17 protein-coding genes are annotated in these 24469 nt (G+C 71.8%); 10 read left to right on the top strand and 7 right to left on the bottom strand.

Annotation, left to right across the window (positions count from 1 at the left end; translation table 11 throughout):
• Positions 1–16: 16 nt before the first annotated feature.
• The 5 genes from araA to J0I43_RS12100 all read left to right on the top strand — a co-directional run bounded on the left by araA (position 17) and on the right by J0I43_RS12100 (position 10428).
• The gene (araA, locus tag J0I43_RS12120) at positions 17–1519 is read left to right on the top strand and encodes an L-arabinose isomerase (protein ID WP_292864037.1); all 1503 of its coding nucleotides are present in this window, start codon (positions 17–19) and stop codon (positions 1517–1519) included.
• A 69-nt stretch (positions 1520–1588) separates the two neighbouring features.
• Entirely contained in the window at positions 1589–4510 is a 2922-nt protein-coding gene (locus J0I43_RS12115; protein WP_292864034.1) for an immunoglobulin-like domain-containing protein, read from the top strand.
• Positions 4511–4646: 136 nt separating this feature from the next.
• Complete coding sequence (locus J0I43_RS12110; RefSeq protein ID WP_292864031.1) at positions 4647–6110, top strand: MFS transporter; 1464 nt, start codon at positions 4647–4649, stop codon at positions 6108–6110.
• Positions 6111–6157: 47 nt separating this feature from the next.
• Positions 6158–7384 carry an exonuclease SbcCD subunit D gene (locus J0I43_RS12105; RefSeq protein ID WP_292864028.1) on the top strand — a complete coding sequence of 409 codons (1227 nt, stop codon included), beginning with the start codon at positions 6158–6160 and terminating at the stop codon, positions 7382–7384.
• Complete coding sequence (locus tag J0I43_RS12100; RefSeq protein WP_292864026.1) at positions 7381–10428, top strand: SMC family ATPase; 3048 nt, start codon at positions 7381–7383, stop codon at positions 10426–10428. The genes J0I43_RS12105 and J0I43_RS12100 overlap by 4 nt, the downstream gene beginning before the upstream one ends.
• A gap of 21 nt (positions 10429–10449) precedes the next feature.
• On the opposite strand, the gene J0I43_RS12095 is transcribed toward J0I43_RS12100, so the two are convergent.
• Positions 10450–11457 (bottom strand): aromatic acid exporter family protein, encoded by a 1008-nt coding sequence (locus J0I43_RS12095; protein WP_292864023.1) that lies wholly within the window; start codon positions 11455–11457, stop codon positions 10450–10452.
• A 72-nt stretch (positions 11458–11529) separates the two neighbouring features.
• Positions 11530–12084 (bottom strand): nucleoside phosphorylase, encoded by a 555-nt coding sequence (locus tag J0I43_RS12090; protein ID WP_292864020.1) that lies wholly within the window; start codon positions 12082–12084, stop codon positions 11530–11532.
• 123 nt (positions 12085–12207) lie between these two features.
• Between J0I43_RS12090 and J0I43_RS12085 the strand changes: the two genes are divergently transcribed.
• The gene (locus tag J0I43_RS12085; protein ID WP_292864017.1) at positions 12208–12795 is read left to right on the top strand and encodes a hypothetical protein; all 588 of its coding nucleotides are present in this window, start codon (positions 12208–12210) and stop codon (positions 12793–12795) included.
• Between the two features lie 10 nt (positions 12796–12805).
• Here the strand turns inward: J0I43_RS12085 and J0I43_RS12080 are convergent, their stop codons facing one another.
• The gene (locus J0I43_RS12080; protein WP_292864014.1) at positions 12806–14878 is read right to left on the bottom strand and encodes an NAD(+) synthase; all 2073 of its coding nucleotides are present in this window, start codon (positions 14876–14878) and stop codon (positions 12806–12808) included.
• A 67-nt stretch (positions 14879–14945) separates the two neighbouring features.
• On the opposite strand from J0I43_RS12080, the gene J0I43_RS12075 reads away from it, so the two are divergent.
• The 3 genes from J0I43_RS12075 to J0I43_RS12065 all read left to right on the top strand — a co-directional run bounded on the left by J0I43_RS12075 (position 14946) and on the right by J0I43_RS12065 (position 20081).
• The gene (locus tag J0I43_RS12075; protein WP_292864011.1) at positions 14946–18518 is read left to right on the top strand and encodes a bifunctional RecB family nuclease/DEAD/DEAH box helicase; all 3573 of its coding nucleotides are present in this window, start codon (positions 14946–14948) and stop codon (positions 18516–18518) included.
• A 15-nt stretch (positions 18519–18533) separates the two neighbouring features.
• Positions 18534–18833, top strand: coding sequence for a DUF3467 domain-containing protein (locus J0I43_RS12070; protein ID WP_292864008.1), 300 nt, complete (start codon positions 18534–18536; stop codon positions 18831–18833).
• 246 nt (positions 18834–19079) lie between these two features.
• Positions 19080–20081 (top strand): magnesium and cobalt transport protein CorA, encoded by a 1002-nt coding sequence (locus J0I43_RS12065; protein WP_292864005.1) that lies wholly within the window; start codon positions 19080–19082, stop codon positions 20079–20081.
• 46 nt (positions 20082–20127) lie between these two features.
• On the opposite strand, the gene upp is transcribed toward J0I43_RS12065, so the two are convergent.
• The gene (gene upp / locus J0I43_RS12060; protein WP_292864002.1) at positions 20128–20760 is read right to left on the bottom strand and encodes a uracil phosphoribosyltransferase; all 633 of its coding nucleotides are present in this window, start codon (positions 20758–20760) and stop codon (positions 20128–20130) included.
• A 76-nt stretch (positions 20761–20836) separates the two neighbouring features.
• Here upp and tadA point away from each other — a divergent pair, with 76 nt between their 5' ends.
• On the top strand, positions 20837–21304 hold the full coding sequence (gene tadA, locus J0I43_RS12055; RefSeq protein ID WP_367267554.1) for a tRNA adenosine(34) deaminase TadA: 468 nt from the start codon (positions 20837–20839) through the stop codon (positions 21302–21304).
• A gap of 13 nt (positions 21305–21317) precedes the next feature.
• Here the strand turns inward: tadA and J0I43_RS12050 are convergent, their stop codons facing one another.
• The 3 genes from J0I43_RS12050 to J0I43_RS12040 are packed head-to-tail and all read right to left on the bottom strand — an operon-like array spanning position 21318 to position 24421.
• Positions 21318–22430, bottom strand: a complete 1113-nt coding sequence (locus tag J0I43_RS12050) for an alpha/beta fold hydrolase (protein ID WP_292863999.1) — start codon at positions 22428–22430, stop codon at positions 21318–21320.
• A 9-nt stretch (positions 22431–22439) separates the two neighbouring features.
• On the bottom strand, positions 22440–23204 hold the full coding sequence (locus J0I43_RS12045) for an aspartate/glutamate racemase family protein (protein WP_292863996.1): 765 nt from the start codon (positions 23202–23204) through the stop codon (positions 22440–22442).
• Positions 23201–24421 (bottom strand): amidohydrolase family protein, encoded by a 1221-nt coding sequence (locus tag J0I43_RS12040; protein WP_292863993.1) that lies wholly within the window; start codon positions 24419–24421, stop codon positions 23201–23203. The genes J0I43_RS12045 and J0I43_RS12040 overlap by 4 nt, the downstream gene beginning before the upstream one ends.
• Positions 24422–24469 lie beyond the last annotated feature (48 nt).

Below are 24469 nucleotides of genomic sequence, written 5' to 3'. Positions count from 1 at the left end.
AACCGAAGGACCCGAAATGCCCCTCTCCTCCTCGCTCGAGACCGCGACCGTCTGGTTCGTCACCGGAAGCCAGGGCCTGTACGGCGAAGAGACCCTGCGTCAGGTCGCCGAGCAGTCGCAGCGCGTCGCCGCGGGCCTGTCCGGGCTGCCGGTGAAGGTCGAATGGAAGCCGGTCCTCACCGACTCCGACGCGATCCGGCGGCTCGCGCTGGACGCGAACAGCGACGACTCCGTGATCGGGATCATCGCCTGGATGCACACGTTCAGCCCCGCCAAGATGTGGATCTCGGGCCTCGACGCGCTGCGCAAGCCGCTGCTGCACCTGCACACGCAGGCGAACGTCGAACTGCCGTGGGCGGAGATCGACTTCGACTTCATGAACCTGAATCAGGCCGCGCACGGTGACCGCGAGTTCGGGTACATCCAGACGCGCCTGGGCGTCGCGCGTAAGACGGTCGTCGGGCACGTCTCGAACCCGGCCGTTCGGCAGCAGGTCGAGGACTGGCAGCGTGCCGCGGCGGGATGGCAGGCGGCGCGCACCCTCAAGCTCGCCCGGTTCGGCGACAACATGCGGTACGTCGCCGTCACGGAGGGCGACAAGACCGAGGCGGAGCTCCGGTTCGGCGTGCAGGTCAACACGTGGGGGGTGAACGAGCTGGCGGATGCCGTGGCTGCGGCATCCGATGCCGACATCGACGCGCTCGTCCAGGTCTACCTCGACGAGTACGACGTCGCCGACGAGCTCCTCCCCGGCGCAGACCGCCACCAGTCGCTGCGCGACGGTGCGGCGATCGAGCTGGGCCTGCGGTCCTTCCTCGAGGCGGGGGGCTTCGGTGCGTTCACGACCTCGTTCGAGGACCTCGGTGCGCTGACGCAGCTCCCGGGCCTCGCCGTGCAGCGGCTCATGGCCGACGGGTACGGCTTCGGCGCGGAGGGCGACTGGAAGACCGCGATCCTCGTTCGTGTCGCGAACGTCATGGGGGCGGGGCTTCCGGGCGGTGCGAGCCTCATGGAGGACTACACGTACGACCTCGTCGCGGGCGACGAGAAGATCCTCGGCGCGCACATGCTCGAGGTCTCCCCGACGCTGTCCTCGCGGAAGGCGCGGCTGGAGATCCACCCGCTCGGGATCGGCGGCAAGGACGACCCCGTGCGCCTCGTCTTCACGGCCGACCCGGGCCCGGCGCTCGTCGTCGCGATGAGCGACCTGCGCGACCGCTTCCGGCTCGTCGCGAACGTCGTCGAGAACGTCGACGCCCCCGACCTGCCGAAGCTGCCCGTCGGCCGCGCCGTCTGGAAGCCCGCCCCCGACTTCGCGACGAGCGCCGCCTGCTGGCTGACCGCCGGCGCCGCGCACCACACCGTCATGACGACGGCGGTCGGCATCGAGGTGTTCCGCGACTTCGCGGAGATCGCCGGTGTCGAGCTCGCCGTCATCGAGGAGGGCACCACGGTCCGCGGCTTCCAGCAGGAGCTGCGCTGGAACCAGGCCTACTACCGCCTCGCGCAGGGCCTCTGAGCTCGACACCTCGCCCCCCACGCCATCCCACCCTAATCACGAGGAAGCCTCTCGACGATGAGATCACCCATGCTCTCGCGCCCCTCCGGGCACGCACGTTCCCCGCGCCGGCTGATCGCCGCGACCATCGCCGGCGTCGTCGCCGTCACCGGCATCGGGCTGGCGGCCCCGATCGCGGCCTCGGCCGCCGATGCGCCGCCGCCGACCGCGCACTACGACATGTCGCACAGCGGCACGACGCTGCTCGATGTGTCGGGCAACGGCCGCAACGCGACGCTGAACGGCCTGACCGACGCCTCGTTCGCGGATGCCGGCGGTGACGACGTGCTGCGCTTCCGCGCGGACGGCTACGCCACCCTGCCGTCCGGGTCGATCACCGGATCGGACAATGACTTCACCGTCGAGTACACGGTCTCCACGCAGACGTCGGCGAATCACTTCGGGTGGGTCATCGGCGACGGCGTCGGGCCGTGGAACACGACGCAGCTGGGCAACCACATCTTCCTCAGCCCGCGGTCGGCGCAGGGCGGATACACCGATCAGGTGCTCGCCGCGATCCGCGTCAAGAACGGCAACAGCAACGGCGAGAGCAGGATGCCGGCGGGCGGAGGCCTCAACCCGGGCTTCACGACGCTGACGATGGTCGGCTCCGGCAGCACCTTGACGCTGTACCGCGACGGCCAGCAGATCTCCACCCTCGCCCACTCGCTCTCCCTCAGCTCGATCATCCCGACGGGCGCCGTGCTGGGCTACCTCGGACGCTCGCTCTACCAGGGCGACCCGCTGCTGCGTGCCGACGTCTCCGACGTCAAGCTCTGGGACGTGGCGCTCACGGCCGATGAGGTCGCTGCGAGCATGCCGACGGCCGATCAGAAGAAGGCGACCACCGCCGCGCTCCTGCGCGGCGACGTGATCGCCCAGATGCTCGGGGCCAATTCCGCTCTGACGAACGTCTCGTCGAACCTGACCCTGCCGGCGACCGTCAACGGCGTCGGCCTGACCTGGTCGTCGTCATCGCCGTCGGTCGTGTCGACCACGGGCGTCGTCTCGCGCGCGATCTCGACCGACACCGCGGTCACCCTGACCGCTGCCACTTCTCTCGGGTCGACCCTCACGTTCGATGTGACCGTCGTCGCGCCCGACGTCTCGGCGGACCTCGACGCGATCGTCCTCGCGACCCGCACCACGGAGAACCTCCCCCTCCTGACGACGGGCGTCGTCAACGGCGGGTCCATCACGTGGACCTCCTCCGACCCGGCTCTCGTGACGGCGACGGATGCCGGTTACACGGCTCCCGCGGCGGGTCTCGCCGACCCGTACCGCGGCGGCGGCCTCGTCACCCGACCCGCGTACGGTGCGGGAGACCGCGAGGTGACGCTCACGGCGCACGTCGAGCTCAACGGGGCGAGCGCCGAGCGCACGTTCACCGTCGCGGTCGCCGAGCACGGGCGCACGGCGCCCGACGCGGGCTACGCGGCGGCCTACTTCAAGTCCGACGGCGACGAGAAGATCTACCAGGCGGCGACGTCGGGCAACGACTTCTTCACGTTCTCCCCGGTCAACGGCGGCAACGCGGTCATCACGTCGACGACCGACACGACGGGTCTGCGCGACCCGTACATCCTCCGCTCGAAGGACGGCGACAAGTACTACATGGTCGCGACCGACCTCTGCATCAGCTGCGGCACGGGCTGGGGCCCGGCCCAGTCCGCCGGCAGCCTCAAGATCGAGGTGTGGGAGTCGACCGACCTCGTCACGTGGACACGCACCAACGGCGAGGACACCGGCATCACGGTGAATCAGCCCGCAGCCGGGATGACCTGGGCGCCGGAAGCGTACTGGGACGACGAACTGCAGTCGTATGTCGTGTTCTTCGCGTCGCGGCTGTACTCCGACGCGAGCCACACGAACAGCGACAACCTGTACGCACGCATGTTCGCCGTGCTCACCCGTGACTTCCGCACGTTCACGGCGCCGCCGGCGAGCTGGCAGGACACCGGCTACGCGCGCATCGACTCCACCGTCACGAAGATCGGGGACTACTACTACCGCTTCACGAAGAACGAGGAGGGCGGCGCCGCGGGCCCTCTCGAGGCGGGCAAGGACATCTTCCTCGAGCGCTCGAAGGTGCTCACCGCGCCGACGACGGAATCCAGCTGGACGGCCGACCCGTCCACCACCTGGCAGCTGCTCGACACGCACATGACCTCCGCGGAGACCGGCCAGGCCGGTGAAGGGCCCGAGATCGTCAAGCTCAATGCGGGAGATCCGAACAACACGGGCGACGGCTACGTCTTCCTGGTGGACAACTACGGCGCCGGCGGCTACCGCGCGTTCGTGACCAGCGGCGACGCGATCGCCTCGAGCACCCAGAGCGACCGGCTGTCGCAGCGCAGCGACTGGAACGTGCGCGCCCAGGGCGGCCTGCCCGCCAGCCCGCGTCACGGCGCCTTCGTGAGTGTGCCGCAGGCGGTCCTCACCGCCATGCACGACTGGACCGGTATTACCGCGGTCGCCTCGACGACGTCGCTGAGCGCCGAAGAGCGCACGGTCACCGCGCGCGTCACCGCCGCCGACGAGGGGGACGTGGCCGGAACGGTCACGTTCACGGACGCGACTGCCGTGTCGCCGCTGGCGCGCGCCGCCGGCGGCTGGACGGCGACGGTGCCCCTGTCGGGCGGGACGGCGAGCGTCGCTGTCCCCGCCGCCGTCACGAGCGTGACGGCGCAGTACGACGGCTACCGTGACGGGCTCGTCGACGTCTCGAGCTCCGAAACGGTGCGCCTCGCCGACCCGTCGGCGACGCCCGAGCCGTCGCCGACGTCCTCCTCGACCGCGCTCCCCTCGACCGGCGCGGGCACCGCGGCAGGGCTCGCGGTCACCGGCCAGAGCCCCGCAGCGGTCACCGCGGCGGCGATGCTCGCGGCGATGCTGGTCCTCGGGGGTGCGGTACTGCTGGCGCTGCGTCGTCGCCGTACCCGCCAGGGCTGACGGCCGCAGACACACCGCCACGCACGACGATGGGCGACTCGGGGCTTCCGAGCCGCCCATCGTCGTGCGGGGCCGTCGCCCGGGAAGCCTCCGCCGTCGTCGAGACGCCTCGTCGTCGGGGCAGTAGCGTGGACGGGTGACGGTTCCGGGCACGGCCAGCATCCCCCTCGAGCACGGTCAGCGCTGGCGCGCCTTCTGGGTGTGCGTCTCGGTCGCTGCGCTCACCATCCTCGACCTCAGCAAGGTCAACGTGGCGCTGCCGTCGATCGAGCAGGCGCTGGGCGCGGCATCCACCGAACTGCAGATCGTCGTCTCGGGCTACGTCCTGCTGTTCGGTCTCGCCCTCGTGCCGTTCGGGCGCCTCGGCGATCAGCGGTCGCGCACGCAGCTGTTCATCATCGGCCTGAGCCTGTTCACCGTCACGTCGATCGTGTGCGCGCTCGCCCCCACGACGGAGGTCCTGATCGCGGGACGCCTCGTACAGGGACTCGCCGCCGGCATCCAGATGCCGCAGGTCATCGGGACGATCCAGCAGCTGTTCACCGGTAAGGAGCGCGGCCGCGCGTTCGGGCTGTTCGGCGCGACGATCGGCATCGCGACGGCGTTCGGGCCGACGCTCGGCGGTCTCATGATCGCCCTCGGCGGGGCACAGGACGGCTGGCGGTTCATCTTTTGGATCAACGTGCCGCTGTGCCTCGCGGTGCTCGCCGGCGTCATCTGGCTGCTGCCGAAGACGCGGATGCCGAGTGCCTCCCGGCTCGAACTGGATCCGGTCGGGCTGATCCTCTTCGCCGTCGTGATCGTGACCCTGATGTGGCCCTTCCTGTTCACGACCGGGTCGCCGGACGACGATCCGCGCCGGTGGTGGACCCTCGTCCTGTTCGCCGTTTTCGCCGTCCTCTTCTTCTGGTGGGAGCACCGGTACGGGGCCTCCGGACGAGCGCCGCTCATCCCGCTCGGCCTGTTCAGCGTCGCGTCGTTCCGCAACGGCACGCTCATCGCGGCGACGTACTTCACCGCGATCCCGGCGATGTTCCTGCTGACGACGCTGTTCCTGCAGCTCGGCGTGGGGCTCGAGCCCGTGTACGCCGGAATGGTGTCGATCGGGTTCGCCCTGGCGAGCGCCGTGAGCGCGTGGTACGGCGGCAACCTCGTCGGCCGCTTCGGCCGCCCGCTCGTCGTCTGGGGCCTCGGCGTCGTGCTCGTGGCGGTGGTCGCCCTCACGATCGTCGCGTTCACGGTGCCCGTCGGGGTCGTCGCCTACGTGATGGCGGCCGTCATGCTCGTCGCGGGCGCCGGCGCCGGCCTCGTCGTCGCGCCCAATCAGACCCTCACCCTCGCCGAGATCCCGACGCGCTCGGGCGGCCTCGCCGGGTCGGTGGGGCAGCTCGGCCAGCGGATCGGGACGGCCATCGGGACGGCGGTCGCCCTGTCGCTCTTCTACTCCGCGATCTACCGCGATGAGGGCTCCGGGCGGCACGGCATCGACGTCTTCCACGACGCGTACGCCTTCGGCATGATCTCGGTCGCGGCGTTCCTCGTGGTCGCGTTCGGTCTCGGCCTGTTCGACCTCGTCGCGCGCCGCCGCGCGCGCGGCTGACGGCGGGCCGCGCGGGCGATGTCGGAGGCCGCGCTTAGCGTGGAGACATGCGCATCCTGCACACCTCCGACTGGCACATCGGGCGGACCTTCCACGGTCACTCCACGCTCGACGCGCTGCGCGGCGTGCTCGACGCGCTCGTCGTGCAGGTGCGCGCGCACGCCGTCGACGTCGTGATCGTCGCGGGCGACGTCTTCGACTCGGCCACCCCCGCCGCCGCATGCTACGGGCTGCTCTCCGACACGCTCGCCGCCCTCGCGGACACCGGCGCGGAGGTGATCGTCACGAGCGGCAACCACGATTCCGCCGCCCGGCTGGGATTCCAGGCGGCGCTCCTGCGCCCCGGCATCCATGTCCTGACCGATCCGGCCGAAGTCGGCACGCCGATCACCGTGCGCGACGAGCACGGCCCGGTGCACATCTACGGCATCCCCTTCCTCGAACCCGCGCTCCTGCGCCACGAATGGCCGGGTGCCACCTCGCAGGCGGGCGTCCTCGCCCACGCGATGGGCCTCGTCCGCGCCGACCTCGCGGCACGACGTGGTGCGGACGCCGGGGTGGGCGGCTCTCTGCGTGCGGTCGCCGTCGCGCACTGCTTCGCGGCGGGCGTCGAGCCGACGCCGCACCTCGAGCGCGACATCCAGCAGGGCGGCCTCGACGTCGTGCCGCTCCAGACGTTCGACGGCGTCGACTACATGGCGCTCGGCCACATCCACGGGCGGCAGCAGCTCTCCGACCGGGTGCGGTACGCGGGGGCGCCGCTGCACTACAGCTTCGGCGAGGGGGACAAGCCCCGCGGGTCGTGGCTCGTCGAGCTGGATGCCGCGGGCTTCGCCGGAGCGCGCTGGCTCGATCTGCCGGTCCCGCGCCCGCTGCGGACGCTCCGCGGCGCGTTCGACGAGATCCTGCAGGGCGACGCGTACGCCGACGCGGAGGATGCCTGGGTGTCGGTCGAGTACACCGACGCCGTTCCGCAGGCCGATCCGCTGCGCCGGCTGCAGCAGCGTTTCCCCCACTGCGCCGCCGTCGCGCACACACCGCCGGCGCGCAATTCCGAGGACACCCGCAGCTATACGCAGCGGGTGCGGGCGGCGCAGAGCGACGCCGAGCTCGTCGAAGCGTTCCTCGTGCACGTACGCGCCGGCGAGGGCGCGTCGGATCGCGAGGCGGAACTCGTCCGCGACGTCCTCGGCGCGCGCGAGCGCGCGGAGCGTGACGGGGACGTGCGCACGGGCGGCCGCGTCGCGCGGAGCACGGCGCCGGTGGCGACGTGAAGCTGCACGCGCTCGAGCTGACCGGGTTCGGGCCGTTCCGCGAGATGCAGCGGGTCGACTTCGACGCGTTCGACCGCGATGGCGTCTTCCTCATCTCGGGGCGGACGGGCACGGGCAAGTCGAGCATCCTCGACGGGGTGAGCTTCGCTCTCTACGGCACCGTGCCGCGCTACGAGGGCGGCGAGAAGCGCCTGCGCAGCGACCATAGCTTCCTCACCGATCCGACCGAGGTGCGCCTCGAGTTCACGGCCGGCGACGCCCGGTGGCGTGTGACGCGCGCCCCCGAATACGACCGCCCCGCCAAACGCGGCGGCGGGCTCACCACCGAGCCGGCGCGGGCCGAGCTCGAGGAGCTGCGCGACGGCGTCTGGATCGGGCGTGCGGCGAAACCGCGCGATGTGGGTCTCGCGCTCGGCGAAATCCTCGGCCTCGGCGCTCAGCAGTTCCAGCAGGTGATCCTGCTCGCGCAGAACAAGTTCTCGCGCTTCCTGCTCGCTCCCGGGGACGAGCGGCAGATACTCCTGCGCACGCTTTTCGGGACACGCCGGTTCGAGCAGTATCAGGCCGACCTCGACGAGCGCCGCCGCGAGGCGCAGAAGCGCCTGGACTCCGCGGGCGAGCACGCGCGCACCCTTCTCGGTCTCGCCGAGCGCCTCATCGCCGAGCGCGCGCTCGGGTCGGACGGCGACGACGACGCGATGCCCGCGACGGAGTCCGGCGGGGGTGATCTCGCCGCACGGTCCGCCGCGGTGCTGGCGGCCGTCGGCCGGGCGGCGTATCGCGTCGATCAGGCGACGACCTCGCGTGCGCGCGCCGAAGAGGAGCACCGGGCGCGATCCGCCGCGCACGTCGAGCTCGTCGAGCGCGCGCGCCGCAGCCGCGAGCGCGCCGAGGCGCGTACGCGGCTCACGCAGCTGGAGCACAACGCCCCTCGGATCGAAGCGCAGCGCGCCCTCCTCTCCGCCGCGCGGGCCGCGGATGCGCTGCGCGCACCCCTGGATGCCGCCGATCGCGCCGCTCGCGAACTCGACGACGCGCGCGCCGAAGAGCGTCGCGCGCACGAGGCGTGGGCGGGCGGGGTCGAGCTCGCGCGCGAAGTCGATCCTGCCGGCGATGTCGACGTCGATCTCGAGGCCGCCGAGATCGCCGTGCGGGAGATCACGGCCGATCTCGCCCGCTGGGAGGATGCCGCCGAAGCCGAGCTCGCCCTCGCACCGGTGCGGGAGCGCGCCGCCGCCTACGCCGCCGCGCTCGCCGAGACGGACGCCGCGCTCGCCGCGCTCGGCGAGCAGCTCGCGGAGGTCCCGGTCCGTCGCCTCGCGCTGGAGGAACGCCTCACCTCGGCGCGCGCCGTCGCGGCGCGCGCCGAGGACCTCCGCGCGCGCTGCACGCGGCTCGAAGCCCACGTCGAGGCGGCGCGCGCCGCCGAGCGGCACGCGCCGGTCGCGGCCGCGGCGGAGCGTGCCTATCTCGAGGCGAGCGCCGCCGCCGCCGCGGCCGGCCTCGCCGTCACCGATCTGCTGCAGCGCCGTCTCGCCGGCTACGCGGGTGAGCTCTCCGCCGCGCTCGCTCCCGGCGAGCCCTGCGCCGTGTGCGGATCCCGCGAGCACCCCCACCCCGCCGCCCCCGCGTCGGCACCGGTCACCGACGAGGATCTCGCCGCCGCGGAGGCCACACGCGACGCCGCCCACGCGCGCGCGAACAGTGCTGCCGCGACCGCACGTGCCGCGCGCGACGAGCTCGCCGCCGCCCAGGCGGATGCCGGGGGCCGTGACCGCGCCGACCTGGAGGCCGAACTCGATCTCGTGCGCACGGATCTCGACGCTGCGTCGGCCGGGGCGCGCGACGTCGACCTTCTCTCCGCGGAGCGGGCGGATCTCGACCGGATCGCCGATGCGGCTGAAGCCGAACGTGACGCCCTCACCGTGCGCCGGCTCGCCGACCGCGAGGAGCAGGCGGCGGCGAACGCGGAGATCGCGCGCCTGGAGGAGGCGGTCGCCCGCGCGCGCGGTCAGTTCGAGAGCGTCGCGGCGCGCATCGCGGACGGCGAAGCGCGCCGCACGCGGGCGGCGGCCCTCGTCGCCGCGCGGGCGACGATGGCGGAGCGGCAGCGTGCGTGGGAGGCCGCGACCGTCGACGTGGAGCGCCTCCTCGTCGACAGCCCGTTCGATGCCCCGGGTGCGGTGCGCGCAGCGCTCCGCACCCCCGCCGAGATCGCGGCGGCCGAGGGGGAATCGGCCGCTCATGCGGCCGAGATCACCGCCACGCGCGAGCGCCTCCTGGAGTTGGAGCTCGCCCTCGTCGGCGCCGAGGTCACGGGCGACGAGGTGGAGGAGGCGGCGTCGCTCGTCGCGGCCGCCGATACCGCGCGCTCGGCCGCGATCGCGGCTGAGCGCGATGCCCAGAACGTGTGGTCGCAGCTGCGCGACCTGTCCGAACGGGCCGACGACGCCTATGCCGACGTCGCCGAGCTCGCCGCTGATGCGGCATCCGTCACGCGCCTGGCCGACACCGTCGCCGGACGCGCCCCGAACACGATGAAGATGGACCTCGAGACGTTCGTGCTCGCCGCCGAGCTCGAGGAGATCGTCGCGGCGGCGAACGTCCGCCTCGCGGAGATGTCCGCCGGTCGGTACACGCTGCACCACAGTGACGCGCGCGCCGCGCGCGGGCGCGCGTCGGGACTCGGCATCGACGTGCTCGACGCGCACACCGGACGGCTGCGCACGCCGCAGTCGCTCTCCGGCGGCGAGACGTTCCTCGCGTCCCTCGCCCTCGCCCTCGGGCTCGGTGAAGTCGTGACGGCGCGCGCCGGCGGCATCCGGCTCGACACGCTCTTCGTCGACGAGGGGTTCGGCTCGCTCGACCCCGAGACGCTCGAACTCGCCATGCGCACGCTCGACGACCTGCGCGTCGGCGGACGGACGGTCGGGGTGATCAGCCACGTCGAGGCGATGAAGGAGCAGCTGCCGGCCCAGCTCGTGGTCGAGGCGACACCGCAGGGGCCGAGCATCATCCGCCAGGAGGCGGCGGTGCGGAGCTGAGCCGGGCAGACCGGCCGTGCCTCACTCCCGTGCTGCCAGCGCGTCGTGGATGCGGCGCATGTCGACCATCAGTGAGCCGATGAGCACCCAGTGCTGCGGGGGAGCGGTCCGCAGTTCGAGGGGGCGGGTGAGAGCCGGCGGCTCATCCGTGAGCGCTCCCGGGGCGCCCAGGCGCAGGTCGTGCGCTGCGCGATGGAGCTGCTCGGCGATCGCGGCGACATCGGCATCCGTCGCCGTCGACACGTCGTAGTCGTCGACGAAGGCGCGGGTCATGCCCGTGACCTGCGTGGTGATGGCAGACAATCGGGTGACCGCATCGACGAGCTCGCGCACCTCCTCGCGGGAGCGGCGCCCCCGCGGATTCAACGCGAGCGAATCCCGCGCCTCGCCGAGCGCCTGCTCCGCCGCCGCGACCGCGCCGCGCACCTCTCGCGCCTCGGCGAGGAGCGCCGCGAGCGACGCCGTGTTCTGCGGGGCGAGGAGCGCGTCGCCGAGCCGGTCGAGCGCCGCCGCGGTGTCGGCCGTCAGCTCCGCCACGCGCCCGCGCGCGGGGTCGAGGGCGAGCGGGGGCACGATCGCGAGGTTCACGACGAGCCCGATCGCGGCGCCGAGGAGCGTCTCGAGAACGCGGTCGAGGGCGTACCCGGGCGTCGCCGTGCCGAGCGCGAGGACGAGCATCGCGCTGATCGCGACCTGGTTCGCGGTGCCCGGCGTCGCCCGCAGCGCCCACGTCATGAGCAGTGCGCACACGATCGAGAGGGCGACCGCGCCGAAGCCGCCGCCCCACACGATGCCGATGAGCGAGGCCACGACGACGCCGGCGACGACCCCGACGGTGCGCTCGACGCCGCGCCCGAACGACTGCGTGATGCTCGGCTGCACCGTCAGCAGCGCCGCGATCGCCGCGAAGACGGGCGGCGGGCCGGCGATCAGCCATCCCGCGAGGAGCCACGCCGCGAGCGTCGCGACGGCGGACTTCACCACTTGCAGCAGGGGCGAGCGACGCGGAGCGCGCAGCGACCAGTTCATGCCCTTCACGTTACGCACGTCCCCGGGCCCGGCGTGCGTCGGCGTGTCTCGGCGTACACGGCCGGGCCGGCGTCAGACGCCGTAGCGGGAGCGGACCTCGTCACGCAGCACCGCGCTGCAGGCCGCCACGGCGGCACGCCAGTCGGTGATCGCGTCGTCCTGCGCGTTGTCGGAGACGGCCTTGAGGACCGTGATCGGCACGCCGAACTGCCCGGCGACCCAGATGTAGGCGTACGTCTCCATGTCGACGAGGGTCGCGCCCAGAGTGCGGATGGATGCCACGGCATCCGCGTCGTCGACGAAGTGATCGCCGGTCGCGATCGTCGCCGTCCCGCGCCCCGTCGACACGAGCGGCGGCAGCGAGACGTGCTGGCCTGCGATCCCGTCGACGTCGCTCACGTCGTGCTGGATCGCCGCGGCGATGTCGTGCACGCCCACGATCTCCGGATCGAGTGCGCCCGCCGTTCCGACGACGACGATCTCGTCGATGCCCCCGGCATCCAGGCGCCGCGTCAGCGCGTAGGTCGCCTGCAGCTTTCCGGGGCCCGTGACGAGGCGCTCGAATCCGTCGAGCTCGTCCTCGAAGGCGACGAGTTCGGAGGAGAGGGCGGCGACGAGGAGCTTCATCCCTCCAGTCTCACATGCGCCGCAGCGAGTACTCACGGCCTCCGGCTCTGCCGTCCGGCCCCGGAGGTGCGCAAAGATGAGCTATCGGACACGTCCCACCGCGGACACGGCGATCGGAGCGAGATGACTTTGCAGACGGTTCTTCTTCCGGCACCTGCGGGTGTCACGGCGCGACTCGGCTGGGACCCGGGGACGACGGTCCACGACCGCCGCCGGATCATCGCGAAGGAGCTCATCGCCGCGAGGCTCGGCTGCGAGCCGACCGACGTGAAGATCGAACGCGAAGCGCCCCGCGGATTCGGCTACCACACGCGGCTCATCGCGTCGCGCGATGGTGCCGACCTTCCGATCGCGATCGTGACCGCGAGCTTCCGCGCCGCGACCGTCGTCGCCATCTGCGACCCCGGTCTGCCGCTCGGCATCGACATCCGCGACGCGCACCCCGAGCCGGCCGACCTGCGCCTCATGCGCAAGCACTCGCACCTGTTCGACGAGAACGACATCGACGATCTGCTGCACCACTGGACGAGCGTGCAGGCCGTCATCGAGGCCGATGGCCGGGGGGTGCGGATGTCACCCGAGCGCGTACGACTCGACTCGACGCGCCAGCACGGCTGGTTCCGCGACCGGAACATGCAGTACGCCCTGACGGATGCCTCGCAGGACGGCTGGATCATCACGATCGCCGTGGGGCTGCTCCCCGCCGCCTGACGCGCCGCCGTCAGCGGCCCGCGTCGCGCAGGGCGGCGTCGAGTTCGGCCAGCCACGCGTCGGCGTTGCCGTCGGAAGGCGCCCGCCAGTCCCCGCGCGGCGACAGCGACCCGGCGGGCAGCACCTTCGGCCCGTTCGGGATCGCGGTGCGCTTGAACTGCGCGAAGCCGAAGTACCGCTTCAGGAACACCCGCAGCCACCGCACGATCGCGTCGCGGTCGTAGGCGTAGCGGTCCGCGTCGGGGAACCCCGGCGGCCAGGCGCCCGCCGTGGCATCCGCCCACGTCTGCTCGGCGAGGAAGGCGATCTTCGACGGCCGCAGTCCGTAGCGCAGGATGTGGAACAACGCGAAGTCGTGGAGCGCGTAGGGTCCGATCGTGTCCTCGGTGGACTGCACCTTGCCGTCCTGGCCGGCGGGCACGAGCTCCGGGCTGATCTCGGTGTCGAGCACCGACTGCAGCACATCCTTCGCCTCCTGCGACAGCGCGGCGCCGTCGTCGGGGTGTGCGATGACCCACCGGATGAGATGCTGGATGAGCGTCTTCGGCACACCCGCGTTGACGGCGTAGTGGCTCATCTGATCGCCGACGCCATAGGTCGCCCAGCCGAGGGCGAGCTCGGAGAGGTCGGAGGTCCCGACGACGAAGCCGCCGTTCTGATTCGCCAGGCGGAAGAGGAAGTCGGTGCGCGCTCCCGCCTGCACGTTCTCGAACGTGACGTCGTACACCGGCTCGCCGTCGGCGTACGGGTGCTGGATGCCGCGCAGCAGCTCGGTCGCCATGGGGCGGATGTCGATCGTCGAGGTCGTCGCGCCGATCGCCTCGGCGAGGGCGATCGCGTTCGATCTCGTGTGGTCGCTCGTCGCGAACCCGGGCATCGTGTACGCGAGGATGTCGCTGCGCGGCCGGCCCATCCGGTCCATCGCGCGCGCCACGACGAGCAGGGCGTGCGTGGAGTCCAGGCCGCCGGAGACCCCGATGACGGGCTTGGGGGAGCCGATCGCGCGCATGCGCTGCTCGAGCCCGGAGACCTGGATGTTGAACGCCTCGTAGCAGTCCTGGTCGAGGCGCGCCGGGTCGTCCGGCACGAACGGGAAGCGGTCGAGCGGGCGCCGCAGCGTCGTGGTGGATGCCGCTGCCGACGCGATGTCGACCGTGAACGGGATCGTCCGCCGGTGGGTTCCGCTGAGGACGCGGTTGTCGTCGAACGTGCCCTGGCGAAGCCGGTCCTGACGCAGCCGGTCGAGGTCGATGTCGGCGATGGCCGTGCGCGGGCCATCGGGGAAGCGCTCGGTCTCGGCGAGGAGCGCCCCCGCCTCGTAGATCATGGTCTGCCCATCCCACGACACGTCGTTCGTCGACTCGCCCTGGCCCGCCGCGGCGTAGACGTACGCGGCGTTGCAGCGGAAGGACTGCGACTTCGCGAGGAGGTGCCGGTCGTCGGCGCGCGCGACCGTGATCGGGCTGCCGGAGAGGTTCAGCAGCACCGTCGCGCCCGCGAGGGCCGCGAGCGAGGAGGGTGGCACCGGCACCCACAGGTCTTCGCAGACCTCGGCGTGCACGACGAGACCGGGAATGTCGGATGCCGCGAACAGCAGGTCCGTGCCGACCGGGACCTCGGCATCCCCGATCACGGCGACATCGGGCGCGTCGGCGCCGCTCGCATACCAGCGCGCCTCGTAGAACTCGCGGTACGTCGGCAGATAGGTCTTCGGGACGATGCCGAGCACTCGCCCGCGGTGGATGACGACGGCGCAGTTGTACAGACGCGACCCGAGCAGGAGCGGGGCGCCCACGACGAGGAGGGGCCGGAGATCCGCCGATGCGGCGGCGATGTCGGCGATCGCGCTGCGCGCGGCATCCAGGACGACGTCCTGCATGACCAGGTCGTCGATCGCGTACCCGGTGAGGCACAGCTCCGGGAAGACGGCGACGGCCGCGCCCGCGTCGTGCGCGGCGCGTGCGGCGGAGAGGACGGCCGCGGCGTTCCGCGCCGGATCGGTGATCGCGACCGGGATCGTGCACGCCGCGACGCGCGCGAAGCCGTGCCGGTAGACGCTCTCGAACGGTAGCTGCTGGCTCACCCGCCCAGTCTGGCACTTCGCCCGCGGTGTCGGAGGAGGTGGCTAGTGTCGATCGCGGAAGGATGACATGCGATACATCGAAGACAGCGGCGGCGACGGCGCGCGCATCGTCTGGAGCGCGAGCGATCTGAAGTCGGCTGCCGAGTGCGAGTTCGCGTGGCTTCGCCGGATCGACGCGAAGCTCGGGCGCGTGGCGGCCGTCGAGGAGCCGCAGGACCTGACGCTCGAGCGTGCGGGGCGGCTCGGGACGCAGCACGAGCTCCGTCAGCTCGAGGCGTATCGCGCGCGGTTCCCCGAGTCGGGCCGTGTCGTCGAGCTTCCCGAGACGCGCTCGTCGGATGCCGGAGCCGTCGCCGCGGCGGTCGCCGAGACGAACGCCGCGCTCGCCGATCCCGATGTCGCCGTCGTCTACCAGGCCGTCTTCGCCACCGAGGAGTTCGTCGGCTTCGCCGATTTCCTCGTCCGCGACGACGCCGGCGCGTGGATCGTGCAGGACACGAAGCTCGCCCGGCACGCGCGGGTGACGGCGCTCATGCAGCTGGCGGCATACGTCGATCAGCTCGACCGGTTGGGGGTGGCGCGCAGCGATCTGGTCGAGCTGCTCCTCGGCGACGGCACGACGTCGACCCATGTGGTCCGCGACCTGATGCCCGTCTTCCGGTTGCGGCGAGACCGCCTGCGCGCGCTCATCGCCGATCGTGACCTCCCCGCGGGCGCCGCCGGTGCTCCCATCGCGTGGGGCGATGACCGCGGCGCGCTCCGCGTCGTCGCCTGCGGGCGCTGCGCGACGTGCGATGCCGAGGTGGTGGCGCATCGCGATCTCCTGCTGGTCGCCGGCATGCGACCCGTGCAGCGCGATCGGCTGCGTGGTGCCGGCATCCGGTCGATCGATGATCTCGCCGCCGCGCGCGACGCGCCCGAGCGCATGTCGTGGGACGCGTTCTCGGGCCTGCGCACGCAGGCGCGCCTGCAGTTGGGGAGCCCCGCGGGCGGTGTCCTCCCCGTCTCCGAGCTCGCCGCGGGGACGCACGCCGTGCCCACGTACGAGGTCGTGTTCCCGAAAGCGATCGGTGCGCTGCCCCGACCCGACCGCGGTGACATCTTCTTCGACTTCGAGGGCGACCCCCTCTACACCGAGACGCCGCCCGTCGGTGCGGGACCGCAGTGGGGGATCGACTACCTCTTCGGCTGGGTGGACGACCGCGAGCAGTACACGGCGGTGTGGGCGCATTCGTTCGCCGACGAGCGTGCCGCGCTCGAGACCTTCCTGGACGTCGTGAAGCTCCGTCGCGCCTCGCATCCCGGCATGCACATCTACCACTACGCGCCCTACGAGACGACGCATCTGCTCGCGATGGCGGCACGCTACGGCGTGCGCGAGGCCGAGGTCGACACGCTGCTGCGCGAGGGGGTGTTCGTCGACCTCTACCCGATCGTGCGGCGCGCGCTGCGCGTGGGATCGCGGTCGTACTCGATCAAGAAGCTCGAGCCGCTCTACATGGGCGACGAGGTGCGCACGAGCGACGTCCAGCGCGGCGACGACTCGATCGTCAAGTACGTCGAGGCACGCACGCTGCTGGATGCCGGGCGTACGGCGGAGGCGCAGAGCGTGCTCGACGACCTCGCCGATTACAACCGCTACGACTGCGTCTCGACGCGGCGCCTGCGTGACTGGCTCGTCGACCGGGCCCGCGAGGCGCACCTGATGCCGTCCGCCGACATCGATCAGAGCGAGCGCCCCTACGAACCGTCGCCGCGCGCCGAAGCCCTCGGGCGGCTCGCCGCAGCCGCCGCGGCGCAGTCGCAGCCCGACGACCGCGCCGTCGCGGCGCTCGCGCTCGGCGCTGCGGCGATCGACTACTACCCGCGCGAGGCGAAGACGTTCTGGGCGACGCACTTCCTGCGGCTGCGCGAGCCGGTGTCGATCTGGGAGGACACCCGCGACGTCGTCGTCTTCGACCACGACCGCTCGCGCGTGCTGACCGACTGGCACATCCCCGAGGGCGCGCGCGTCCAGCGGCGCGTCGTCGAGCTGCGCGGGGACCTCGCCCCGGGGACGAAACTCACCGCCGACTCGTCGACCTTCGTCCTGTACGAGCTGCCGGCGCCGTTCCCGATCGACACCAGCCCGCGCTGGATCCACGCCGCGCGCACCGTGCGCGTCGTGGAGGCACTCGACGACGGCGTCGTCGTCGAGGAGAACTCCCTCGCCGGATTCACCTGGCAGGAGCTCCCGATCGCGCTGACCCCGCCGGCGCCCCCGCAGGCGGGCAGCCAGCAGGCCGCGATCGACCACTGGGCGGATGCCGTGATCGCCGCTGCCCCGTCGGCATCCGACGCCTTCCCGCGGGATGCCGCGACCGACCTGCTCCTGCGGAGGGCGCCGCGCACCCGTTCCGGCGCGCTCGCACACTCGGACGCACTCGCGGTCGACGGTGTGGCGGTCGACGACGTCGGCGACATCGTCCGGAGCGTCCTCGACCTCGACCACAGCTACCTCGCCGTGCAGGGCCCTCCGGGCACCGGCAAGACCTACGTCGGATCGCACGTCATCGCGCGTCTCGTGGCCGAGAAGGGATTCCGTGTCGGAGTCGTCGCCCAGTCGCACGCCGTCGTCGAGAACATGCTCGAGCGTGTCGTCGCGGCGGGGCTTCCCGGCTCGCAGGTCGCGAAGGCGCTCAAGGCCGGCGCGGGCGGTGACGCTCCACCGTTCACCGCGATCGCGAAGGACGGCTACGCGACCTTCGCCGCCGAGCACCCCGAGGGGTTCGTGATCGGCGGCACGGCGTGGGATCTCAGCCATCCCGGGCGGGTGCCGAGGGGCAGCCTCGATCTGCTCGTCATCGACGAGGCCGGGCAGTTCTCCCTGGCATCCACGATCGCGGTGTCCGTCGCCGCCGATCGCCTGATGCTGCTCGGCGACCCGCAGCAGCTCCCGCAGGTGAGTCAGGGCACCCATCCGGAGCCCGTCGACACGTCGGCGCTCGGATGGGTGATGGACGGTGCTGCCGTCATCCCCGCCGATCGCGGCTACTTCCTCGCGCAGACGCGGCGGATGCGTCCCGAGATCGCCGCGCCCGTCTCGGAGCTGTCGTACGAGGGGCGGCTCGCGGCGCATGAGTCGACCTCCGGGCGCCACCTGGCGGGCGTCCTGCCGGGGGTGCTCGCTGTGCCGCTCGGCCACACCGGCAACGCGACGGCCTCACCGGAGGAGGCCGAGGTCGTCGTCGCGCTCGTGTGGGACCTCATCGGGCGCGCCTGGACGCCCGGCGCGGGCGCTCCCGCCCGTCCGCTCGACCAGGACGACCTCATCGTCGTGACGCCGTACAACGCGCAGCAGGTGACCGTCGAGGAAGCGCTCGCCGGCGCGGGATTCGATCGGGTGCCGGTCGGCACCGTCGACAAGTTCCAGGGGCAGGAGGCGGCGGTCGCGATCGTGTCGCTCGCCGCGTCGTCGGGCCGCGACGCGCCGCGCGGCCTCGAGTTCCTGCTGCTGCAGAACCGGCTGAACGTCGCCGTGTCGCGGGCGGAGCACACGGCGTACGTCGTCTATGCGACCGGCCTCCTCGACGATCTGCCGCGCACCCCCGAGGGAGTGAGCCGGTTGAGCGCGTTCGCGCGCCTCGTCGGAGCGGCCTGAGCCTAGACTCGCCCCATGACCGACGATGCACCGCGCCAGTTCGAGATCGACCTGCCGCCCGAGGTCGTTCCCGGCAACTACGCCGACTTCGCCAACGTGTGGCACACGCCCGACGTCTTCGTGATGGACTTCGTCTCGCTCGCGAGGCCGCCGCAGGCGGGGTCGGATGCCGACGGCAACCCGGTCACGATCGTCCCCGGCCGGGTCGTGCAGCGCGTGCGGATCCCCCCTCAGCAGGTGTTCGAGCTCGCCAAGGCGCTCACGCAGCAGCTGGAGTTCTGGGAGCAGGAGACCGGGCGCCGTACGGACGGGTGACGGTCACCTCGGAGGCGTATACTCACCGAGGCGCCAGGCATCCGTTCCGATGCTCTCGATCCGGCGCCTCCGAGCGAAGGCGGTGACGACCATGGCAGACGATAGTCCGCGCGCCGCGGTGTCCGCCGCTCGCGTCTTCCTGCGCTGAGCTCCCGCCGACCCGTGGCGCACTCGCGCGCATGCCACCGGCGTGCGCGGCTTTTCCGCGCGCCCGCGATCCGGGCGCCCGCGCGTACGGAGACGACCATGACCTTGATCGACAACGCCATCTATGTGGACGGCCGCCGTGTGGCGACGCCCCGTTCGCTCGACGAGACCTACACCATGCAGGAGATGCACTCCGGCTTCGCGTGGATCGGGCTGTACCGGCCCAGCGCGAGCGAGCTCGCGTCGGTCGCGGCCGAGTTCGACCTGCACCCGCTCGCGATCGAGGATGCTGCCGTCGGCCACCAGCGCTCGAAGGTCGAGCGCTACGGGGACACCCTCTTCGTCGTGCTGCGCCCCGCGCGCTACGACGACGCGCGGGAGGAGCTCGACATTGGTGAACTCCACGTGTTCGCCGGACCCGACTTCCTCATCACCATCCGGCACGCGGAGTCTCCCGACTTGGCATCCGTGCGCCGGAGGCTCGAGGAGCATCCCGAGCTGCTCGCGCTCGGCTCGGAGGCGGTTCTCTACGCGGTGCTCGATCGCATGGTGGACGAGTACGAGCCCGTCGTCGCCGGGATCGAGAACGACATCGACGAGATCGAGGACGCCCTGTTCGGCGACTCCGACGACGATGCGCTCTCGCGCCGCATCTACGAGCTGTCCGGCGAGCTCATCCGGTTCTCGCGGGCGACGCACCCGCTCGTCGGGATCATCGAGTGGCTTCAGCGCGGCCACGACGCCTACCACGTCGACATCGAGCTGCAGCGGCGGCTGCGCGACGTGCAGGACCACGCCATCCGTGTCACCGAGCGCATCGACGGGTTCCGCACCGTGCTCGACAAGGCGCTGACGGTCCACTCCGCGCTCGTGGCGCGACGTCAGACCGAGGTCAACCTGCAGCAGAACGAGCAGGTCAAGAAGATCTCGTCGTGGGCGGCGATCATCTTCGCGCCGACCCTCATCGGCACCGTCTACGGCATGAACTTCGACATCATGCCGGAACTGCACTGGGAGTACGGCTACCCGGTCGCGCTCGGGGTCATGGTGGCGTTCCCCACGGTGCTCTACCTGATCTTCAAGCGCCGCCGCTGGCTCTGACGCGCGGCCTCGCCGAGGTCGAGGCGCCGGGTCGGGTCGCCGGAGTTCAGACGGTGCCGTACAGGCGGTCGCCGGCGTCGCCGAGACCGGGCACGATGTAGCCCTTCTCGTTGAGCCGCTCATCGAGCGCGCCCAGGACGAGGGTCACGTCGCGGTCACCGACCTGCTCCTGGATCTTCGCGACGCCCTCCGGAGCGCCGAGGATGCAGATCGCCGTGACATCCTGCGCGCCGCGCGCGAAGAGGAAGTCGATCGCGGCGCCGAGCGAGCCGCCGGTGGCGAGCATGGGGTCGAGCACGAAGCACTGTCGGTCGCTGAGGTCCTCGGGCAGCCGCTCGGCGTAGGTGTAGGGCTGGAGGGTCTCTTCGTTGCGCGCCATCCCGAGGAAGCCGATCTCGGCGGTCGGCAGGAGCTTCACCATGCCGTCGAGCATGCCGAGGCCGGCGCGGAGGATCGGGACGACGAGCGGCCGCGGTTTCGAGATCCGCACGCCCTTCGTCGTCGTGACGGGCGTCTTGATCTCTATCTCCTCGACGCGCACGTTCCGTGTCGCCTCGTAGGCGAGGAGGGTCAGCAGCTCCTCGGTGAGCTGCCGGAAGACCGGCGACGGGGTGCGCTCGTCGCGCAGCACCGTCAGCTTGTGGGTGATGAGAGGGTGGTCGGCCACGTGCACGCGCATGGGGTTCAGCCTACGGCGCCCGGCGCATTCCGCGCGAAGCAGCTCTCCGGCGAGAACCGCCCCCTACGCTGGAGCCGTGACCCTTCCCACTCGGACGAGCGATGACGTCGCCATGCGGCGCGCGCTCGAGTTGGGTGCGCAGGCCTCTGCGGCCGGGGAGATCCCGGTCGGCGCCGTCGTCGTGGATGCTGCGGGCGCGATCCGCGGCGAAGGCCTCAACCTGCGCGAAGCGACCGGCGACCCCACGGCGCACGCCGAGGTCGTCGCGCTGCGCGCCGCTGCGGCATCCCTCGGCTCATGGAACCTCGAGGGATGCACGCTCGTCGTCACTCTCGAGCCGTGCGTGATGTGCGCGGGGGCGATCCTGCAGGCGCGCATCGGTCGCGTCGTCTTCGGTGCGTGGGACGACAAGGCCGGTGCCGCCGGCTCGGTCTACGACGTGCTGCGCGACCGGCGCCTGCCCGTACGTGCCGAGGTCGTCGGCGGCATCCACGAGTCCGAGGCGCAGGCGCTGCTGCGCACCTTCTTCGACGCCCGTCGCTGACCTCGACGACGCCTCAGTCCGATGAGCTGAGGATGATCGCCTCGGTGGGAGGCGCCGGGTCGGCGGGCCGACCGATGTAGCCGATGCGCTCGAGCAGCGCGCGGCGGAATTGGGCCGGACGCTCGAGGTGCGGCGAGTGTCCGACGCCCTCCAGCTCGACCTCGATGACATCGCCGCCCGCCGTGCGGTAGGCCTCCAGCACGTCGCGCGTCTGTGACACCATCGGCTGCGCGGGCGCGATCTCCTCGCCCGGCCAGCCCGGGACGACCCCGAGCGCGCCGAGGTTGTTGAGGTCGAAGAACGAGGCATCCGACACGATGGCGTCCGCCGAGCCGTGCACCCACAGGATCGGCGGCTTCGCGGCGATGTCGACGATCCCCGACGTGTCGAAGTAGCGCGGCACCATGGTGTTGAGCACGCCGATCGTGCCGGCGGCGAAGCCCGGCCAGTTCGGGCTCGCGGCGCCGTCGCCCGGGTAGTTCCCCTCGGCGGTGGAGGTCGTGTTCATCGACGCGACCCAGGTGTCCTCGTGGTCGGTGGTGTACCCGGGCGCGACGTAGCCCGAACGGAAGACGCTCCGCGGTGACGTCGGTGCCGCGTCCGTCATGTCGCGATCGGTCAGACGCTGCACGAAGTCGGGGTTCGCGCCGCCGCCTCCGCAGCCGGCGTCGTCGTCCGTCAGGCGCGAGCCGTCGCGGCGCGTACCGCCGAATCCGTAGGGCGAGACCGGCGCCTGCAGCGTGAGGCTGAGTGCGGGGTGATCGATCGCGTACTGCATGACGACGCCACCGCCCATCGACCAGCCGACGAGGTGGGCGGTCTCCAGGCCCAGCGCGCGGAGGGTCGCATGGACGTCGTCGCTGAAGTCGCGGACGCCTCGGGTCGCGTCGACCGGCAGGCTCTCGGTGTCGCCGAAGCCGCGCAGATCGATCGCGATGACGCGGAGGTCGCTCGGCAGGTCCTGCATGAGCTCCTGCCAGAACAGGCTCGACGATACGTTGCCGTGGATGAGGACGACCGTGCTGTCGGCCGGTGCGGCGGGGTCGTCGCCCTCGCGTTCGAGGATGTTCACGGTCAGCCGATCGGTGTCGATCAGCCGGGCGGAGATGCCGTCGAAGAGCGTCATAGCCGAATCCTACTCCGGGGTTCTTTCCCCCGAATCGGAGCTCATCAGGGAGCCGAGCGGCGCCCCGGTCCACCGTTTGTGCGCCGCGCGCGGCGCGTACGGACCATGCGCACTGGTGCGTTTGCCGAGCGCGATGAGGCTCTCGGCGAAGCGGACGGCTGCGGCGACACCGTCCACCACGGGAACGCCGAGGCGCCGCTCCAGCTCCGCGTCGAGGCCCGCGAACCCCGCGCAGCCGAGGACGAGCACATCGGCGCCGTCGACCATGACGGCGCGCCCGGTCTCCTCGAGCGCGTCGGCGGTGCGGGCGACATCGGCATCGATCGCGGAGATGGGCACGTCGGCCGCTCGGACAGAACTGCACCGGGCGCTCATGCCCATCGTCATCAGACTGTCGCGGATGCCGGCGACGGTTGACCCCACGGTCGTCACGACGCCGAAGCGGTGGCCGAGCAGGCATGCGGCGAACGCCGCGGCTTCGGTGATGTCGACGACGGGCTGAGGGACCAGCTGCCGCATTCCTTCCCGGCCGTGCTCGCCGAAGCCCGCCATCACGACGGCGTCGAACGCGTCGGTGCGGCGGGCGACCGCATCCATGACGGCAGCCGCCGTGACGAAGCTCTCGACATACCCCTCCGCTGACGCCGGACCCCACGCCGGAGTGACCCCGACGACGGTCGTGCCCGCGGACGCGGCCGCCTGACCGGCCGTCGCGATCGCGGTCGTCATGGCAGCGTCGGTGTTGCAGTTCACCGCCAGGATCCGAACGGTCACCGCAGTTCGTCGTTCTGCGCGACGACCCGCCCACGGTGGATGACGATGCGGTCCGCGTCGCGGTCCATGACGGCTGCCGTCGGGGTGTCTCCGCGCACGACGACAAGCTCGGCGGGGTCGCCGATCGCAAGACCCGGCCGGGCGCCCGGAGAAAGGCGGGCCAGGGAGGGGTCGATCACCGACGCGCCGCCCCACGTGCCGATCGCGAGGCAGTCCTCGATGAGATCGTCGCGCGAGAAGCCCTGGGTGAAGGCGAGCATCCACGTCCGTTCGAGCATGTCGCCGTCGCCCCACGGTGACCAGTAGTCGCGTTGCCCGTCCATTCCCAGTCCGACGCGGATGCCGAGCGAGAGGAGCCGTTCGATAGGAAGATCGAGGGGAACCGACAGCGAGCCCTTCGGAGCGATCGTTGTGAGCGCGACATCGAGCTCGGCGATCTGCTCGAGAGCGCGGTCGACTCCCGGGGAGCGTGCGGCGAGGGAGAACGCGTGCGACACGCTCACCCGCCCGGCCATGCCGAGCGCACGGGTGCGTTCGAGCACGAGGTCCAGTGAGAAGAGACCGAGTGAGCCGCCCTCGTGCAGGTGGATGTCGATGCCGACGCCATGCCGGTCGGCGAGGTCGAACACCGTGTCGAGGTGTCGCACGGGGTCGCGGTCGATCTCACACGGGTCGATGCCGCCGATGAGATCGGCGCCTGAGCGCAGAGCGACGTCGAGGAGGTCGGGGACGCCGTCTTCCAGATGGATGCCCACCTGTGGGAAGGCCACGATCTCGACCGCTGCGCGCTCGCGGTGCGCGGCGCGCGCTGCAAGCACGCCCTCGAACTTCTCCAGTCCCGAATCCGCGTCGACCTGCGCGTGGCTGCGCACCCGTGTCGCGCCTTGCGCGATCATCCGTCCGAGCGTGTAGGTGGCTCGGTCCGCGACCGACCGCTCCGCCGACCGCCAGTTCTCGCGATCGTTCATGATGTGCGACCAGCGCGTGTCGCCCGCCGTGTTCGGGCGGAAGGGCAGGCCCATCCGGGTCGAGTCGAGGTGCACGTGAACGTCGCTGAAGGAGGGGATCAGGATGCCGCCGTCGCCCTCGATCACATCGGCTGGCGCCCCGACGATCGCCCCGGGACGGGCGACCTCGAGGATGCCGTCGTCTCCGATCAGCACGTCCGACGTCTCACCTCCCCAGGGGCGGACATTGCGCAGGAGGGTGGGAGTCACGAGAAGTCTGCCTTTCGGTGAGGGAACCAGGGATGACGGGGAGGAGCG

This window comes from Microbacterium sp. (assembly GCF_017305435.1).
Lineage (GTDB): Bacteria > Actinomycetota > Actinomycetes > Actinomycetales > Microbacteriaceae > Microbacterium.
The sequence above is the reverse complement of the archived record's forward strand: the minus strand, read 5'-3'. Positions and strand labels throughout refer to the sequence as shown.